19 protein-coding genes are annotated in these 14,739 nt (G+C 68.0%); 12 read left to right on the top strand and 7 right to left on the bottom strand.

Going from position 1 to position 14,739, the window contains the following annotated elements; translation table 11 throughout:
• Positions 1-5 precede the first annotated feature (5 nt).
• Positions 6-1,664, bottom strand: a complete 1,659-nt coding sequence (locus tag OHB21_RS04210) for a DNA repair helicase XPB (RefSeq protein ID WP_067513085.1) — start codon at positions 1,662-1,664, stop codon at positions 6-8.
• Positions 1,665-2,193: 529 nt separating this feature from the next.
• On the opposite strand from OHB21_RS04210, the gene OHB21_RS04215 reads away from it, so the two are divergent.
• The 6 genes from OHB21_RS04215 to OHB21_RS04240 all read left to right on the top strand — a co-directional run bounded on the left by OHB21_RS04215 (position 2,194) and on the right by OHB21_RS04240 (position 6,308).
• Positions 2,194-2,838: a LysE family translocator gene (locus tag OHB21_RS04215; protein ID WP_067513045.1), complete on the top strand. Its 645-nt coding sequence runs from the start codon at positions 2,194-2,196 to the stop codon at positions 2,836-2,838.
• A gap of 151 nt (positions 2,839-2,989) precedes the next feature.
• Entirely contained in the window at positions 2,990-3,658 is a 669-nt protein-coding gene (locus OHB21_RS04220) for a trimeric intracellular cation channel family protein (RefSeq protein WP_232331877.1), read from the top strand.
• Positions 3,659-3,981: 323 nt separating this feature from the next.
• Positions 3,982-4,302, top strand: coding sequence for a type VII secretion target (locus OHB21_RS04225; protein ID WP_084538064.1), 321 nt, complete (start codon positions 3,982-3,984; stop codon positions 4,300-4,302).
• Positions 4,299-5,051: a hypothetical protein gene (locus tag OHB21_RS04230; protein WP_195125320.1), complete on the top strand. Its 753-nt coding sequence runs from the start codon at positions 4,299-4,301 to the stop codon at positions 5,049-5,051. The genes OHB21_RS04225 and OHB21_RS04230 overlap by 4 nt, the downstream gene beginning before the upstream one ends.
• Positions 5,051-5,620, top strand: coding sequence for a hypothetical protein (locus OHB21_RS04235; RefSeq protein WP_195125319.1), 570 nt, complete (start codon positions 5,051-5,053; stop codon positions 5,618-5,620). The genes OHB21_RS04230 and OHB21_RS04235 overlap by 1 nt, the downstream gene beginning before the upstream one ends.
• Before the next feature lies 1 nt (position 5,621).
• Positions 5,622-6,308 carry a hypothetical protein gene (locus OHB21_RS04240; protein WP_147265924.1) on the top strand — a complete coding sequence of 229 codons (687 nt, stop codon included), beginning with the start codon at positions 5,622-5,624 and terminating at the stop codon, positions 6,306-6,308.
• Between the two features lie 36 nt (positions 6,309-6,344).
• On the opposite strand, the gene OHB21_RS04245 is transcribed toward OHB21_RS04240, so the two are convergent.
• A complete protein-coding gene (locus OHB21_RS04245) occupies positions 6,345-6,755 on the bottom strand; it encodes a RidA family protein (RefSeq protein ID WP_195125318.1) in 411 nt (136 codons plus the stop codon).
• A 76-nt stretch (positions 6,756-6,831) separates the two neighbouring features.
• Here OHB21_RS04245 and OHB21_RS04250 point away from each other — a divergent pair, with 76 nt between their 5' ends.
• From OHB21_RS04250 to OHB21_RS04260, 3 genes are all read left to right on the top strand, one after another.
• Positions 6,832-7,188, top strand: a complete 357-nt coding sequence (locus OHB21_RS04250; protein ID WP_067513039.1) for a winged helix-turn-helix transcriptional regulator — start codon at positions 6,832-6,834, stop codon at positions 7,186-7,188.
• A 116-nt stretch (positions 7,189-7,304) separates the two neighbouring features.
• Positions 7,305-7,712: a YciI family protein gene (locus OHB21_RS04255; RefSeq protein ID WP_195125317.1), complete on the top strand. Its 408-nt coding sequence runs from the start codon at positions 7,305-7,307 to the stop codon at positions 7,710-7,712.
• Positions 7,709-8,869, top strand: a complete 1,161-nt coding sequence (locus OHB21_RS04260; protein WP_195125316.1) for an RNA polymerase sigma factor — start codon at positions 7,709-7,711, stop codon at positions 8,867-8,869. Before OHB21_RS04255 ends, OHB21_RS04260 begins: the two co-directional genes overlap by 4 nt.
• A gap of 6 nt (positions 8,870-8,875) precedes the next feature.
• Here OHB21_RS04260 and OHB21_RS04265 read toward each other — a convergent pair whose 3' ends face one another.
• Both OHB21_RS04265 and OHB21_RS04270 read right to left on the bottom strand, forming a co-directional pair.
• Positions 8,876-9,103, bottom strand: coding sequence for a dihydrofolate reductase family protein (locus OHB21_RS04265; protein ID WP_324192027.1), 228 nt, complete (start codon positions 9,101-9,103; stop codon positions 8,876-8,878).
• Entirely contained in the window at positions 9,010-9,405 is a 396-nt protein-coding gene (locus OHB21_RS04270) for a dihydrofolate reductase family protein (protein ID WP_324192036.1), read from the bottom strand. The genes OHB21_RS04265 and OHB21_RS04270 overlap by 94 nt, the downstream gene beginning before the upstream one ends.
• 81 nt (positions 9,406-9,486) lie before the next feature.
• On the opposite strand from OHB21_RS04270, the gene OHB21_RS04275 reads away from it, so the two are divergent.
• A complete protein-coding gene (locus OHB21_RS04275; RefSeq protein ID WP_324192028.1) occupies positions 9,487-10,164 on the top strand; it encodes a CPBP family intramembrane glutamic endopeptidase in 678 nt (225 codons plus the stop codon).
• 1 nt (position 10,165) lies between these two features.
• On the opposite strand, the gene OHB21_RS04280 is transcribed toward OHB21_RS04275, so the two are convergent.
• Entirely contained in the window at positions 10,166-10,720 is a 555-nt protein-coding gene (locus tag OHB21_RS04280; protein WP_067513029.1) for a dihydrofolate reductase family protein, read from the bottom strand.
• Positions 10,721-10,763: 43 nt separating this feature from the next.
• Positions 10,764-11,321 (bottom strand): TetR/AcrR family transcriptional regulator, encoded by a 558-nt coding sequence (locus OHB21_RS04285; protein WP_228790246.1) that lies wholly within the window; start codon positions 11,319-11,321, stop codon positions 10,764-10,766.
• A gap of 75 nt (positions 11,322-11,396) precedes the next feature.
• Here OHB21_RS04285 and OHB21_RS04290 point away from each other — a divergent pair, with 75 nt between their 5' ends.
• Positions 11,397-13,139, top strand: coding sequence for an ABC transporter ATP-binding protein (locus tag OHB21_RS04290; protein ID WP_067513025.1), 1,743 nt, complete (start codon positions 11,397-11,399; stop codon positions 13,137-13,139).
• Positions 13,140-13,148: 9 nt separating this feature from the next.
• Here the strand turns inward: OHB21_RS04290 and OHB21_RS04295 are convergent, their stop codons facing one another.
• Positions 13,149-14,327, bottom strand: coding sequence for a pyridoxal phosphate-dependent aminotransferase (locus tag OHB21_RS04295; RefSeq protein WP_195125315.1), 1,179 nt, complete (start codon positions 14,325-14,327; stop codon positions 13,149-13,151).
• Positions 14,328-14,506: 179 nt separating this feature from the next.
• On the opposite strand from OHB21_RS04295, the gene OHB21_RS04300 reads away from it, so the two are divergent.
• The gene (locus OHB21_RS04300) at positions 14,507-14,725 is read left to right on the top strand and encodes a hypothetical protein (protein WP_067513021.1); all 219 of its coding nucleotides are present in this window, start codon (positions 14,507-14,509) and stop codon (positions 14,723-14,725) included.
• Positions 14,726-14,739: the final 14 nt, after the last annotated feature.

The raw sequence follows: 14,739 nt of genomic DNA on the forward strand, positions 1-14,739 counted from the left end.
TCCGCTTATCCGACGGCCGGGCCGAGCAGATCGTCGGCGTCGGTGATGCGGTAGGCGTACCCCTGTTCGGCCAGAAAACGCTGGCGGTGCGCGGCGTATTCGGCGTCGAGAGTGTCGCGGGCGACCACCGAGTAGAAGTGCGCCTGCCCGCCGTCCTGCTTCGGACGCAGCAATCGGCCCAGGCGCTGCGCCTCCTCCTGCCGGGACCCGAACGTGCCCGACACCTGCACCGCCACCGCGGCTTCGGGCAGGTCGATGGAGAAGTTCGCGACCTTGCTCACCACCAGCACCCGGATCTCGCCGCGCCGGAACGCGTCGAAAAGTTCTTCGCGCTCTTTGGTTTTCGTCGAACCTTGGATGACGGGCGCGTTCAGAGCCGCGCCGAGTTCGTCGAGCTGGTCCAGATACGCGCCGATCACCAGCGTCGGCGAATCGGTGTGCCTGGCCAGGATCGACTCCACCACCGCGATTTTCGTGCGCGCGGTGGAGCACAGCTTGTAGCGCTCCTCCGGTTCGGCGGTGGCGTAGGACATGCGCTCGGCGTCGGTGAGGGTGACGCGCACCTCCACGCAGTCGGCGGGCGCGATCCAGCCCTGCGCCTCGATGTCCTTCCACGGCGCGTCGTAGCGCTTGGGGCCGATGAGGGAGAACACGTCGCCCTCGCGGCCGTCCTCGCGCACCAGCGTCGCGGTGAGGCCGAGCCTGCGGCGGGACTGGAGATCGGCCGTCATGCGGAACACCGGCGCGGGCAGCAGGTGCACCTCGTCGTAGATGACCAGGCCCCAGTCGCGGCTGTCGAACAACTCCAGATGCTTGTACTCGCCCTTCGTGCGGCGGGTGATCACCTGGTAGGTGGCGATGGTGACCGGGCGGATCTCCTTGCGCTCGCCGGAGTACTCGCCGATCTCGTCCTCGGTGAGCGAGGTGCGGGCCAGCAACTCGCGCCGCCACTGCCTGCCCGCGACCGTGTTCGTCACCAGGATCAGCGTGGTCGCCTTCGCCTTCGCCATCGCGGCCGCGCCCACCATCGTCTTGCCCGCGCCGCACGGCAGCACCACCACGCCGGAGCCACCCGCCCAGAACGAGTCGGCCGCCATCTCCTGGTAGTCGCGCAGATGCCACTGGCCGCCGGTGTAGTCCAGCTCGATCGGATGCGCCTCGCCGTCGACGTACCCCGCGAGATCCTCGGCGGGCCAGCCGATCTTGAGCAGCATCTGTTTCACCCGGCCGCGCTCGGAGGCGTGCACGATCACCGTGTCGTCATCGATGCGCGCGCCGAGCATGGGCGCGATCTTCTTGTGCCGCAACACTTCTTCCAGCACCGCGCGGTCCAGACTCACCAGCGTGAGGCCGTGCGCCGGATGCTTCACCAGCTGGAGCCTGCCGTAGCGGGCCATGGTGTCCACGATGTCGACCAGCAGCGGCTGCGGCACCGCGTAGCGGGAGAAGCTCACCAGCGCGTCCACCACCTGCTCGGCGTCGTGCCCGGCGGCGCGCGCGTTCCACAGCGCCAGCGGCGTCACCCGGTAGGTGTGCACGTGCTCGGGTGCGCGCTCCAACTCCGCGAACGGCGCGATGGCCTGGCGGGCGGCGTCGGCCAGCTCGTGGTCGACCTCCAGCAGCAGCGTCTTGTCGCTCTGCACGATCAGCGGACCGTCGGTCACCTGGCCTCCTGTGTTGGTTGGCGCGCTGGTGCGCGCGTGTTCGCGGCCCTTCATGTCTCGCAACTCAGCGCTCGAGACGCGCGCTGCGCGCATGCGCTACGAGCGCTGAGTTGCGAGACGGCCGCGAACGGTCGGTCGTCGGGCTCCCTCCCCGACGTGGCTGGGAGGGTGGGGTGTGTCGGGTTCCCGGCTGGTGTTGTGGGGGCCGGGAGCAGGGTTACCCGCTTCGGAGCCATTGTTCCCGACGGTACCGACATCGCGCAGGGAGCCGGGATGTGGTCGTCGGGGCTCGGATGTACAGCGTTCGGTGGGGCGGAATTGTTCCGAGCGGGACTGTCGGCGGATAACACAGGCCGTGGTGTGACAGGCACGACTCCGGGAGCGCCCGGCCGAAGGTCGCTGTCGCCCTCCAGTCCTGACGTCTGTCGGGCCGCAGGCGGATCGGCCGGGCCGGGGTGCGGACCGCGGCAGGCCAGCGACCTCGAACTGGCCCGAGACAACCGCCGGTGCGCCCGGGGAGGATCGACGGATGATCGAGACGACTGCGGTGCTGGGGGTTGCGGCGGCGGCGCTGGGGATGGTGCTCACCCCGGGGCCGAACATGATGTATCTGGTGTCGCGCACGGTGTCGCAGGGGCGGCGGGCCGGGCTGGTCTCCTTGGCGGGGGTGGCGGCCGGGTTCGGGGTGTATCTGGCGGCGGCGACGGCCGGGATCGTGGCGGTGTTCGCGGTGGTGCCGGGGCTGTACCTGGCGGTGAAGCTCCTCGGCGCGGCCTATCTGCTGTGGCTGGCGTGGCAGGCGGTGCGGCCCGGGGGCGGGTCGGTGTTCGCGCCCTCGGAGCTGCCCGCCGATCCGGCGCGGCGGCTGTTCACCATGGGCCTGCTCACCAATCTGCTCAACCCGAAGATCGCGATCATGTACCTCGCGCTCATCCCCCAGTTCGTCACGCCCGAGCACGGCGCGGTCTGGTTGCAGAGCCTCTACCTCGGCGCGGTCCAGATCACCGTGGCTCTCACCGTGAACGGCCTGATCATCCTGGCCGCCGGCGCCATCGCCGCCTTCCTCGCCACCCGCCCCCTCTGGCTGCGCACCCAGCGCTTCGTCACCGGCACCGCCCTCGGCGCCATCGCCCTCACCGTCGCGACCGACCGCACCAGGCCCGTCCCGGCGTAATTCCACTACGCCCGAGCGACTGCATCCGGATGCGGCACCTACTCGGGCACTCGACCGAATACCAGCCCTCGCGGCGACACTTCGCGGTCGGCGTGCGCCGTGGCTTGTCACCGCGTGGGACGCTGCTGGCAGGACGGTGAAGGGAGTGGGCGTGACGCAGGTGCTGGCGCAGTGGCAGTCCGCCGTGGATTTCGCGCAGCGCGGTGGGGAGTTGCTGGGGGTGGTGTCGTTCGCGGCGTCGGGGGCGCTGCTGGCGGTGCGCAAGAATCTCGACATCTTCGGGATGGCGGTGCTGGCGTGCGGGTGCGCGCTCGGCGGCGGTGTGATCCGGGATCTGTTGATCGGGCGGACGCCGCCCGCCGCGTTCACCGACCTCACCTACCTGTGCGCGGCGGCGCTGACCGCCTTCGCCATCTTCTTCCGGCACCCTTCGCACCGCCTGACGCGCAGCGGGCTGGAGATCTTCGACGCCATCGGCCTCGGCCTGTTCTGCGTCACCGGCACCGCCATCGCCTACGCGCACGGCACCGGCGCGCCCACGGCCGCCCTGCTGGGCATGGTCACCGCGATCGGCGGCGGCGTCATCCGCGACGTGCTCGCCGGCGAAGTGCCCGCCGTCCTGCGCCCCGACCAGGAGCTCTACGCCGTCCCCGCCCTCTTCGGCGCCGCCGCCACCGCCACCCTGTTGCACTTCGGCGCCTACCGCGCCTGGTCCGGCTTGCTCGCCGCCGCCGGTGCCATCACCTTCCGCCTCCTCGCCCGCCGCTACAACTGGCGCGCCCCCCAACCCCGCCACCGCCCCGACCCCCAGCCGGACTGAGACGACCGCCCGCACACCGCAGACGCCTGAATCTCGCAGCGGCACCGACCTACCGGCGACGTCTCAGCGCCAACTCCGGAAACTCATCACACCATCCCTTCCGTCGACATTGCCTCGAGGTCGGCCAGGCCGCTATCGTCGAGCGAGGTCCGGGGGTGAAAGAAGTCGGTATGCCCCGGGCAGAGGCTATCGACGAGGAACTACACCTTGAATCCGTTTCCGCGGCAGCAGCGGAAATCGTCACATCAACTCTCCGTGGATCTGAAATAGATTCGATCACCGCATAAGCACAACAACCGACCAAGCAGGGGCGAAACGATAGCATGGCACAGGAATTCAAGGTAGATCCCGACGACATTGAAACAGCAGCGCGTGAGCTGTGGAAGATCGCCGAAGACAACACCCGAGCAGTCCGATATGCCCAAGAATGGCTTGATGTCCAGAGCAGTGGAGGCATCCTCCTCTCGCCGGTACTCGATCAACTGCAGGATGCCTGCAACCAGCTGAAATCAAACTATGAGCGACTCGGCAGCGTTACCCATTCTTCATCCACGGAGCTGAATAATGCCGGGAAACTCTACCGCACACAGGATTCAAAAACATCCAAGACCATGGACTCCTACTATGAGGAGCTCGGGAAGTGACGAGTGATCCGATCGACAAGCTTGCTACACCCGATATATCGGACCCCATTCACGACTATGTCGAATTGATAATCAGCGGAAACGGGCTCAGTCTCACATACCACCTGAACAACCTGATCGCGATGGCCACATCGCCATTCGTGTCGGGCGGTGGCTTCAATACAATCAGTACGATAACCAACAATTTTTCCGGAGACTGGTCCACCCTCCAGAAATCCGCCGATGCAATACGCAACCTGACCGAGTACAACCGCGCGTATCGCGAGTCGATCGATGCCGCTATGCTCAACGTCGAGAAATCATGGCAGGGCAACGCAGCCGAGAGCGCGCGCTCCTATTTCTCCGCGTTGACTACTGCCATCGACAACCAAATCGATCCTATGACGAAGGTAGCCGACGAGATCAAGGCCTACGCGCTTGCAGCTTACGGCATGGCGAACGGCATAGCTGATGCCGTCCAAACTCTCGGCGACTGCGCTCTTCAATGGCTTTTGACACAGATCGCAGCGGCGAAGGCTGCCGCGACCGGCGTAGGCGCCGGAATAGCCGCCGGATTGCAGGCCATCGCAGCAGGCCTGGTATTGATAATGACGTCGAAGATCGCCAGTATACTCAGCTCGATCGGTCATCTCGTCAACGCCGCCGAGGCTCTCACCGGCGTTATCGCAGCCGGAGTCAGTGCGGCAACGGAGGCTTCTGAAATTCCAGCACTTCCCGCGTCGTCGTACGATCACCCCGGAGTATCATAGTGAACCCCGACCACGAGCCGATGCTCGATCTGGCGAATGGCGATATCGGCATGTCACGCCACCTTTCCAAGGTTCTGAAGATTATAGCCGACGACATCTCGGACAAAGACCTTCAGAATCAGATCAACGAAGTCGCAAACGGCCGACAAAGCCTGCGAGAGTTCGCCCGAGGCGAAGCAATGATGCGACTGAGCGATGCCTATGAACCGGCCATTCGCGAGAACGCGGCAAACAAGACACGCGAGGAAATAGAACAACTGGCCGAATTGGGCGAGGATATACTTGCGCGCTATCGAGCCGACCGTTTCGATAGCGATAGCAATTCGACTATTGCCGCCGGACAAGACATCGAGACGGACTCGAAAACCAAGAGAGAAGTTCCGGATGCGGCGTCCGACGCATCAACGATTTCCATAGGAGGGGATTCACTTGCGAGTGAGCCTTTCAAGCCGCAGAACACCATCCCCGGTACCCGCAGACCTGATCGGGAACGAATTGTAGTTCCAGAAGAGCCGGACGACGACGATCGCTACTTTCAAGACCGGCGCGCAAGAGGTTGGCTGGAATAAAATGGATGAGAAGCATCTCTATCCGCCGATGACCTACCAGCGGCCTTGGACCGCCGAGGGCGACGCCACCGTGCAATTGCGCCGCTGCCGCGAACCGCTTTCGTCCACCACCCTGCTGTATCACAATGGGCCGCCGCGAAGTGTGGAGCCGCTCGAGCTGGAGATCGCCGAGGAGCTTCCGGACATCTGTAGCAATCATGGGCGGCCTGCGATATCACGCACGCCGATCCGAGTGTTGTTCTATGACACCAAGCAACATCCCAGATTTCATCGCCCCTCGGGGATCGAACCGTCCCGAATATCACCCGTGTCGACCATCGTCGTGGGGAAGTGGCCGGTTTGTGAGCGTTGCCGGCAATCCGGTCGGTCGCACCGCCTAGTCGCCAATCTTCTTCTGGGTGTGATGGCAGCGAATCTGATCGCCTTGACGATCGTGATCGTCCTGGGGTGGTCCGGAATAGTGCTCGGCACTGTGATCCGGCCATTGCTGTTGGCATTTTTCCCCGGCACGGTTCCCATTGGCTTGTGCGTGTGGATGTGGCTTGTCAAGAGAAGTTCCGAGCCGGTGACAATCCGGCCGATCTACGATGAACGATTCGCTTTCGTACAGGCTCATCCGAATTTCCGCGCGGGGCTCGATGCCCAGCGCGGCGTCGCGACTCCAAAGGGTCCGGATGCGCGCGGTTAGCGGCGGTCGGGACGGAGAGCCTCGCGACCGTCCCCCTCAGTCGAGGATGGCGTAGGCCTCCACTTCCACGAGCACGTCCGGTTCGAAGAGGTAGTCGACGCCGATGGCCGACAGGGGTGGGAGGGGTTGGGGGAGGGCGAGTTCGGTGGCGACGCGGTCGATACCTTCGAGGAAGGCCGGGTACTTGTCCGGCGTCCAGTGGGTGACGTAGAAGCGCAGGCGCACCACGTCGGCGAAGGTCGCGCCGGCGCCGGCGAGGCCGCGCGCGGTGTTGCGCAACGCCTGGGCGAGTTGCCCGGCGAGGTCGCCGGGCGCGACCGGGTTGCCGTCGGCATCGCGCGCGATCTGTCCCGCGACGTGCACGTGCCGAGTGCCCGTACTCACCGAAACGTGGTGGTACGGAACGGGAGTGAACATGCCTTCGGGGGTGCTGAGTCGCACTGCCATGGGATTTCCCTTCGCCGGAAGTAGGTATCCGAGGTATATCTGGTACTCGAAGGGAACTTCAACGAGACTAGGTGTCATGACGGATACCGCGCTCACCGCGCAGCACCGCGAACTGCTGGACCAGGTGCTCGACAAGTGGTCGCTGCAGGTGCTCGACGCCCTCTGCGCGCAGCCGCTGCGCTTCAACGAACTCCGCCGCGCGATCCCGCTGGTCACGCAGAAATCGCTGACCACCGCGCTGCGCCGCCTGGAACGCAACGGCATGGTGGCGCGCGTCGTCACCCATACCAGGCCGGTGGCCGTCGAGTACCGCATCACGGAGGTCGGCCGGTCGTTACAGGGCCTCATCGACGCCCTGCTGCACTGGGCCACCGTCACCCTGCCCGACGTCGAGCACGCGCGCGCCCGTTTCGACGCCGAACTGCCCGGGTAGCCACGCCCGGGAAAAATCTCGAGAAAGTTCGCCAGCGGATGTCGAGAACGTCGTGACGGCTCCGTCCCAGTGGTGAGTGACCCACCGGGGTCACCGAAACCGAAAGGGAGAATCCCATGGCCAAGTACCTGCTCCTCAAGCACTATCGCGGCGCCCCGGCTTCGGTGAACGACGTGCCGATGGACCGCTGGACGCCCGCCGAGATCGAAGCCCACCTGCAGTACATGAGCGATTTCGCCGATCACTTGCGCGACACGGGCGAATTCGTCGACAGTCAGGCGCTGTCCGCGCAGGGCGAGTGGGTTCGCTCCGACGGGGAGGGCAAGCCGCCCGTCACCGACGGCCCGTTCGCCGAGACGAAGGACCTGATCGCGGGCTGGATGATCATCGACGTCGACTCGCACGAGCGCGCGATCGAGCTGGCGGGCGAACTGTCGGCGGCCCCCGGCGCGGGCGGGGAACCGATCCACGAATGGCTCGAGGTGCGCCCGTTCATGTCGACGAAAGCGACCGGCGGCGAATGACTTCCGCCGACGCGGTGGACGAGCTGCGGGACCTGATCCCCGGTGTTCTGGCGGCCCTCGTCCACCGCGGGGCGGATTTCGCGACCGCCGAGGACGCCGTCCAGGACGCGCTGCTCAAAGCCGTCGAGACCTGGCGGACCGACCGCCCCGCCGACCCCAAGGGCTGGCTGATCACCACCGCGTGGCGGCGCTTCCTCGACTTGGCGCGCGCCGACGCGGCGCGCCGCCACCGCGAACTCCGCGTGTCGGACGAGCCGCCGCCCGGCCCGGCCGCGTCCGTGGACGAAACCCTCCAGCTCTACTTCCTGTGCGCGCACCCGAGCCTCACCCCGGCCTCGGCCGTCGCGCTGACGCTGCGGGCCGTCGGCGGGCTCACCACTCGCCAGATCGCGCAGGCGTATCTCGTGCCGGAATCGACGATGGCGCAGCGGATCAGCCGGGCCAAGCGCACGGTGAGCACCGTCCGGCTGGATCGGCCCGGCGACCTGCGCACCGTGCTCCGCGTGCTGTACCTGGTGTTCAACGAGGGCTACAGCGGCGACGTCGACCTCGCCGCCGAGGCGATCCGCCTGGCCAGGCAGCTGGCCGCCACCACCGGCGACCCCGAGGTGGCGGGCCTGCTCGCCCTGTTCCTGCTGCACCACGCCCGCCGCCCGGCCCGCACCCGCACCGACGGCAGTCTGGTGCCGCTGGCCGAACAGGACCGCACCCGCTGGCGGCGCGATCTCATCGCCGAGGGCGTGGTCGTGCTCCAAGCCGCGCTGGCCCGCGACCGGCTCGGCGAGTTCCAGGCCCAGGCGGCGATCGCCGCCCTGCACGCCGACGCGCAGACGGCCGAGGAGACCGACTGGGTGCAGATCGTCGAGTGGTACGACGAATTGGTCGCCCTCACCGACAGCCCCATCGTGCGGCTCAACCGCGCGGTCGCCGTCGGGGAGGCGGACGGGCCGCGCGCCGGGCTCACAGCACTCGCCGAACTCGACCCCACGCTGCCCCGCTACACCGCCTCCGCCGCCTACCTGCACGAACGGGCGGGCGACCTCGCCGAGGCGGCCGACCTCTACGCGAAAGCCGCCGCCGAGGCCCTCAACGTCCCCGAACGCAACCACCTCACGCTGCGGGCGGCCGCCCTGCGCCAGCGGCTGACCGGCGAATAGCGCCGCTCACCCCAGCCGATACGTGAGTCTCGCGAACTGCCCGGCCTTTTCGACATCGACCAGCCGCAACCGATCCGAGAGCAGACGGCGCGGCAGCAGCGGCGCACCCGCACCGAGCGTCACCGGCGCGACGCCGACGATCACCTCGTCGAGCGATCCCGCGTCGGCGAACTGTCCCGCCAGATCGCCGCCCCCGCCGATCCACACCGTGCGACCCCCTGCGGCCGCGCGCATTTCGCGGTGGACCGGCGCGACATCTCCGGAGACGAACCGCAGATTGGCCCCGGGAATCGCGGCAGATCGCGGTGGGTGAACACCCAGCACGGGAGGTCGCCGTGCATCTCGTGCCACGACTCGGGCGGTTCGTTGGCCCGGATCCACTCGTAGGTGTTCGCGCCCATGCACATCGCGCCGATGCCGTCGAAGAACCCGTCGTCCTCCTCGATCGATTCGACGCCGGCCAGCCAGTCCAGGGAGCCGTCCTCGCCGATGAGGAACCCGTCGAGGCTGGCGGCGGTGTAGTAGACGGTCGTCATGGATCGATCCTGACAGGGCGCAGGGGTCTCGCGCGGCGATACGGGTGGCCGAGTACGGCCGAGGTCCGTAGCCTCGGGGAGGTGACGGCCACCGAGGCGCCGCGGGACGGGACTGTAAGCCGGGAGCGGCGCGCGACGCGACTCGGGATCGAGTTCGGGGTGCTGTTCTTCGTCCTGGTCGGGGCGTACGCGGCGATCGGCAGTCCCGGCAGCCCGATCCCGCTGCTGGTGCTGCTGGCCGTCGGCGCGCACTTCTGGCTGCGCGGGCGCGAGGGAGTGCCGAGGGCGAGCGTCCGGGAGCAGCTGCGCACCCTGCGGGCGGAGTTGCCGTCGATGCTCGGGCTGTGGGTGGCGGCGACGGTCGCCAGCGGTGTGGTGCTGGCGGTGTTCAGCCCGGAGCGGCTGTTCGACCTGCCGCGCACCGAGCCCGCGGTGTGGGCGATGGTGATGGTGTTCTACCCGCTGCTCTCGGTCTATCCCCAGGAGCTGATCTACCGAACCTTCGTATTCCACAGGTACGCACCGGTTTTCGGTAGCGGGTGGGCGATGATCGCGGCGAGCGCCGTGGCGTTCGGGTTCGCGCACATCATCTTCGGCAACTGGATCGCCGTGGCGCTCACCCTGATCGGCGGCCTGCTCTTCGCCCACCGCTACCGGCGCACCGGTTCGATTCTCGTGGTCACCGTCGAGCACGCCCTCTACGGCTGCCTCGCCTTCACCGTCGGGCTCGGCGGCTTCCTGTACTCGGGCGCGACCTGAATCAGGTTGCGGCGCCGTCCAATCGGTAGCCGAGCTTCGCGAACTGCCCCATCCGCTCCACCGACACCAGCCGCATCCGATCCGACAGGATGCGCCGCGGCAACAGCGGCGCGCCGCCGCCCAGCGTCACCGGCGTGATCCCCACGATCACCTCGTCGAGCAGTCCCGCATCGGCGAACTGGCCCGCCAGATCACCGCCGCCCATCACCCAGATATCGCGCTCCCCGGCCGCCTCGACCATCTCCTGGTGCACCGGCTCCACCGCACCCGACACGAAACGCAGGGTGGCGCCGGGGATTTCGGGCAGGTTCCGGTGGGTGAACACCCAGCATGGGCGGTCACCGTAGTTCTCGGCCCAGTACCCGGCCGGATTGTTGGCCGCGATCCACTCGTAGGTCGTCGCGCCCATGCACAGGGCTCCGATCCCGGCGTAGAAGTCGTCCACGTCGCTGGTCGCCTCCTCCTCATCGGCCACGGCGAACAACCAGTCCAGCGAGTTGTCCGTGTCGGCGAGGTATCCGTCGAGGCTGGTCGCGGTGTAGTAACTAGTCGTCATGGCACCGATCGTCACAGCCAAACCTGACAACGCCGGTCAGGTTTTATGGCGCGAGTGCTTTGCGCAGCGTGCGCAGGCAGTTGCGCAGCGTCAGGTGCCGCGACATCCCGGTGTCGTCGTTGACCGACATCCAGGCCACGTAGGCGAACGACCAGATCATGTTCTCCACCCAGCGCGGGTCGAGTTCGGCGTCCAATTCGCCCGCGTCCCTACCCCTTTCGATGGTCCGGCGAATCTGCCCCTCGCACGGGCCGTCCTCCCAGGACGCCTCCGCGAACACCGGATCGTCGAGCGTGAGCAGCATCTGTTGCGCCGCCAGATCGAACAGTTCCACGCACAGCCGCTCCAGCGCGTCCAGCGCGGAGCCCTCGTCGAGCCGGGCCCGCTGCTGCGCCGCCGTGAGCTTGTCGCGGGTGTCGACGGCGATGGCGTTGATCAAGTCCGTGCGCTCCGGGAAGTAGCGGTGCACAGTGGTGCGCCCGACGCCCGCCTCGGTCGCCACGTCCCCCAGCGAGCCGGACGGGTCGCGCGCCAGCACCCGCACGGCGGCGTCCATGATCGCGCGCCGGGTGCGTTCCCGCGCGGGAGTGCTGACCGTCATAGGTCGCATGGTAACTCCTATACCCATAAGGAAAGGAATTGACCATAACGGAACAAATATGTTCCACTTGCGGACATGAACGTTCCCGAACCGAACGCGAAGTTCCCCAGGCTGCGGCTGCTCTGGTCGTTCGCGCGGCCCTACCCGGGCACGCTCGCGCTCGGCCTGGTCCTCGCGCTCGCCGGATCGGCGATGGGACTGGCGACGCCGCTGGTCACCAAGTGGATCCTGGATTCGCTGAGCGAGGGCGGCGGACTGGGCGGGCCGGTGCTGGCCTTGCTCGCGCTGACGGTCGTCGGCATCGTGTTCAGCTACTGGCAGTGGACGCTGCTGGGCACCCTCGGTGAACGGGTCGTGCTCGGCGCGCGTGAGCGCATGGTGCGCCGCTTCCTCACCGCCACCGTGCCCGCCGCGACCCGCCGCCCCGCCGGCGAGATGGTCACCCGCGTCACCTCCGACACCGTGCTGCTGCGCGAGGCCGCGACGTCCTCGGTGATCGGCCTGATCAACGGTTCGGTGATGCTGATCGGCTCGCTGACCTTGATGGCGGTGCTGGACCTCATGCTGTTCGGCACCACGGTGCTGGCCGTGGTGATCGTCGCGATCCTGTTCTCCACGCTCATGCCCTCGATCGCGAAGGCCCAGACCCGCGCCCAGGAGTTCGTGGGGCGCGTCGGCGGCACGCTGGAGGGCGCGCTGCGCGCGTTGCGCACGGTGAAGGTGAGCGGGGCGGAGGACCGGCAGGCCGAGCAGATCATGGTCGACGCGCGGGAATCGGCCCGCCACAGCGTGATCGCCGTGCGGCGCGAGGCGATGGCCTGGTCGATCGCATGGACCGGCGTGCAGCTGGCGATCATCGCGATCCTCGCGGTCGGCGCCTGGCGGGTGTCGCAGGACGCGATGGTCGTGTCCACGCTCATCGCGTTCCTGCTGTACGCGTTCGGGTTGATGGGCCCGATCAGCGAACTCACCCAGAACGTGACCGCCCTCCAGGCCGGGATCGCGGCGGCCGAACGCATCCGCGAGGTCGAGTCGATGCCGGTCGAGCCCCGCACGGCGACAGCGCCGCGCGGACCGGCCGGACCCAACGGCGGGCCGGTGCTGGAATTGCGCGACGTCACCGCGGGCTACGGTCCGGATCTGCCGCCGGCCGTGCGCGATCTCGATCTGGTCATCCCGCGCCACGGCCACACCGCGATCGTCGGCCCGTCGGGGGCGGGCAAGACGACGGTGCTCTCGCTGATCCTGCGCTTCCTGGAACCGCAGGATGGCGAACTACTGCTCGACGGCCGCCCCTACCGGGAGTACACGCACCGCGAGATCCGGGAGCGCCTGGCCTATGTCGAACAGGACACCCCGGTGGTGCCCGGCACCATCGGCGACAACATCCGCTACGCCCGCCCCGACGCCACCGAGGCCGAGGTCCGGCGGGTGCTCGACACCGTCCACCTGTCCGACCGCGTCGGTTCCCTCGACGAGCCGCTCTCCCCGACCACCGTGTCGGGCGGCGAACGCCAGCGGATCGCGCTGGCCCGCGCCCTGCTGCGCGAGCCCGAGGTGCTGCTGCTGGACGAGGCGACCGCCCAGCTGGACGGGCTCACCGAGGCCACCGTGCACGAGTGCATCCGGGAGATGGCCGAGCGCGGCGCGGTCGTGACGATCGCGCACCGGCTCTCCACCGTGGTCGACGCCGACACGATCCTGGTCATGGAGGGCGGCCGGGTGCGGGCCCGCGGCGACCACGGGACCTTGCTGGCCACGGATGAGCTGTACGCGGGGCTGGTGGAATCGCTGCGGCTGGCCGACCCGGTGGGCTGACGATCGGGCTCAGCCCACCCGCACGCCGGCGCGCAACCTGCGCACGCCCTCGTCCAGCGTCTCGTCGCGCTTGCAGAAGGTGAAGCGCACCAGGCGATTCCACGACGGCTTGTCGTCGGCGAAGACGCTCACCGGGACCGCGGCCACGCCGAGGGTCCCGGGGAGCGCGCGGCAGAACTCGAGACCGTCGGTGGCGCCCATCGGCGTGATGTCGGCGCACACGAAATACCCTCCGCCGCTTTCCTTCACGCCGAAGCCGGTGTCGGCCAGCGCCGACGCGAGGCGAACCCGGCGGTCCGACAAGGTATCCCGCATGCCGGCCACCCAGCCGAGTTCGTTGTTCAGCGCGTGCGCGACGGCGGGCTGGAACGGGCCGCCGCCCACGAAGGACATGAACTGCTTGGCGGCGAGCACACCGTCGACGAGCGGCGCGGGGCCGCACGCCCAGCCGATCTTCCAGCCGGTCACGCTGAAGGTCTTGGCGGCGCTGGACACCACCACGGTGCGCTCGGCCATCCCGGGCAGCGTCGCCAGGCTGACATGTTCGCGTCCGTCGTACACCAGATGCTCGTACACCTCGTCGGTGAGCACGAGAAGGTCGTGCTCACAAGCGATCTCGGCGATGGCGGTGAGATCGGCGCGGTCCAGGACCGTGCCGGTGGGGTTGTGCGGCGAGTTGACCACCAGCATCCGGGTGCGCGGCGTGACGGCGGCGCGCAGGCTGTCGAGATCGAGCACGAAGCGGTCGCCCTCGGCCACCAGTCGCGCGGTGCGCCGCGTCGCGCCCGCCAGCGCCACGGCCGCGGCGTAGGAGTCGTAATAGGGCTCGATGAGCACCACCTCCGCGCCGGGCTCGACCAGGCCGAGCAGCGCGGCGCTGATGGCCTCGGTGGCGCCGACGGTGACCAGCACTTCGGCGTCGGGGTCGTAGGCGGTGCCGTAGCGGCGGGCGCGATCGTCGGCGATGGCGCGGCGCAGCACGGGCATACCGCGGCCGGGCGGGTACTGGTTGACGCCGTCGGCGATCGCCTGGCGCGCGATCTCGAGCATGCCCGCCGGGCCGTCGGTATCGGGGAAGCCCTGGCCCAGGTTGACCGCGTCGTGGCGGACGGCCAGTTCGGTCATCTCGGCGAAGATCGTCGAGGCGAAGGGGCGCAGGCGAGCGACGGTCTGGGGTGGAACGGACATACACGGAGAGTAGCGGAGCGGTCGCCATTGTTGCCGATAGATAGCGAACAGCTATGTTTCACTTTTCTTTTACGCCCTTTACCTGCATGGTTGTGCGTTCTCCCACCGGCCGCTAGCCTCGCCGTGTTCCATCTCACAAACCACCGCCCCCGGGCGGTGGCATTCGGAAAGGGGCGCTCATGGCCTCGTATCTCGACCTCGTACTGAATCCGGCCGCGTCGGAGGTCGCCGGAACGGTGCTCGGTCTGGTGCGCAACGTCGCGCACGATCTGATCGCGGGCACCGGCGACTGGTTCACCGGTTCCTCCACCGGTGACTGGTTCACCGGCTCCACCACCGGCAACGGTGGCACCGGTTCCTCGACGGGCGACTGGTTCACCGGGTCGACCACGCCGTGACCCTCGGCCGCCGG

Source organism: Nocardia puris (genome assembly GCF_036051655.1).
Lineage (GTDB): Bacteria > Actinomycetota > Actinomycetes > Mycobacteriales > Mycobacteriaceae > Nocardia > Nocardia puris.

Bases quoted from the DNA above. Each gene is read 5' to 3' on its own strand.
- OHB21_RS04215 (WP_067513045.1), top strand. From the start codon at position 2,194: ATGATCGAGACGACTGCGGTGCTGGGGGTTGCGGCGGCGGCGCTGGGG.
- OHB21_RS04225 (WP_084538064.1), top strand. From the start codon at position 3,982: ATGGCACAGGAATTCAAGGTAGATCCCGACGACATTGAAACAGCAGCG.
- OHB21_RS04240 (WP_147265924.1), top strand. From the start codon at position 5,622: ATGGATGAGAAGCATCTCTATCCGCCGATGACCTACCAGCGGCCTTGG.
- OHB21_RS04245 (WP_195125318.1), bottom strand. From the start codon at position 6,755: ATGGCAGTGCGACTCAGCACCCCCGAAGGCATGTTCACTCCCGTTCCG.
- OHB21_RS04250 (WP_067513039.1), top strand. From the start codon at position 6,832: ATGACGGATACCGCGCTCACCGCGCAGCACCGCGAACTGCTGGACCAG.
- OHB21_RS04255 (WP_195125317.1), top strand. From the start codon at position 7,305: ATGGCCAAGTACCTGCTCCTCAAGCACTATCGCGGCGCCCCGGCTTCG.
- OHB21_RS04260 (WP_195125316.1), top strand. From the start codon at position 7,709: ATGACTTCCGCCGACGCGGTGGACGAGCTGCGGGACCTGATCCCCGGT.
- OHB21_RS04265 (WP_324192027.1), bottom strand. From the start codon at position 9,103: ATGCGCGCGGCCGCAGGGGGTCGCACGGTGTGGATCGGCGGGGGCGGC.
- OHB21_RS04270 (WP_324192036.1), bottom strand. From the start codon at position 9,405: ATGACGACCGTCTACTACACCGCCGCCAGCCTCGACGGGTTCCTCATC.
- OHB21_RS04280 (WP_067513029.1), bottom strand. From the start codon at position 10,720: ATGACGACTAGTTACTACACCGCGACCAGCCTCGACGGATACCTCGCC.
- OHB21_RS04285 (WP_228790246.1), bottom strand. From the start codon at position 11,321: ATGACGGTCAGCACTCCCGCGCGGGAACGCACCCGGCGCGCGATCATG.
- OHB21_RS04290 (WP_067513025.1), top strand. From the start codon at position 11,397: ATGAACGTTCCCGAACCGAACGCGAAGTTCCCCAGGCTGCGGCTGCTC.
- OHB21_RS04295 (WP_195125315.1), bottom strand. From the start codon at position 14,327: ATGTCCGTTCCACCCCAGACCGTCGCTCGCCTGCGCCCCTTCGCCTCG.
- OHB21_RS04300 (WP_067513021.1), top strand. From the start codon at position 14,507: ATGGCCTCGTATCTCGACCTCGTACTGAATCCGGCCGCGTCGGAGGTC.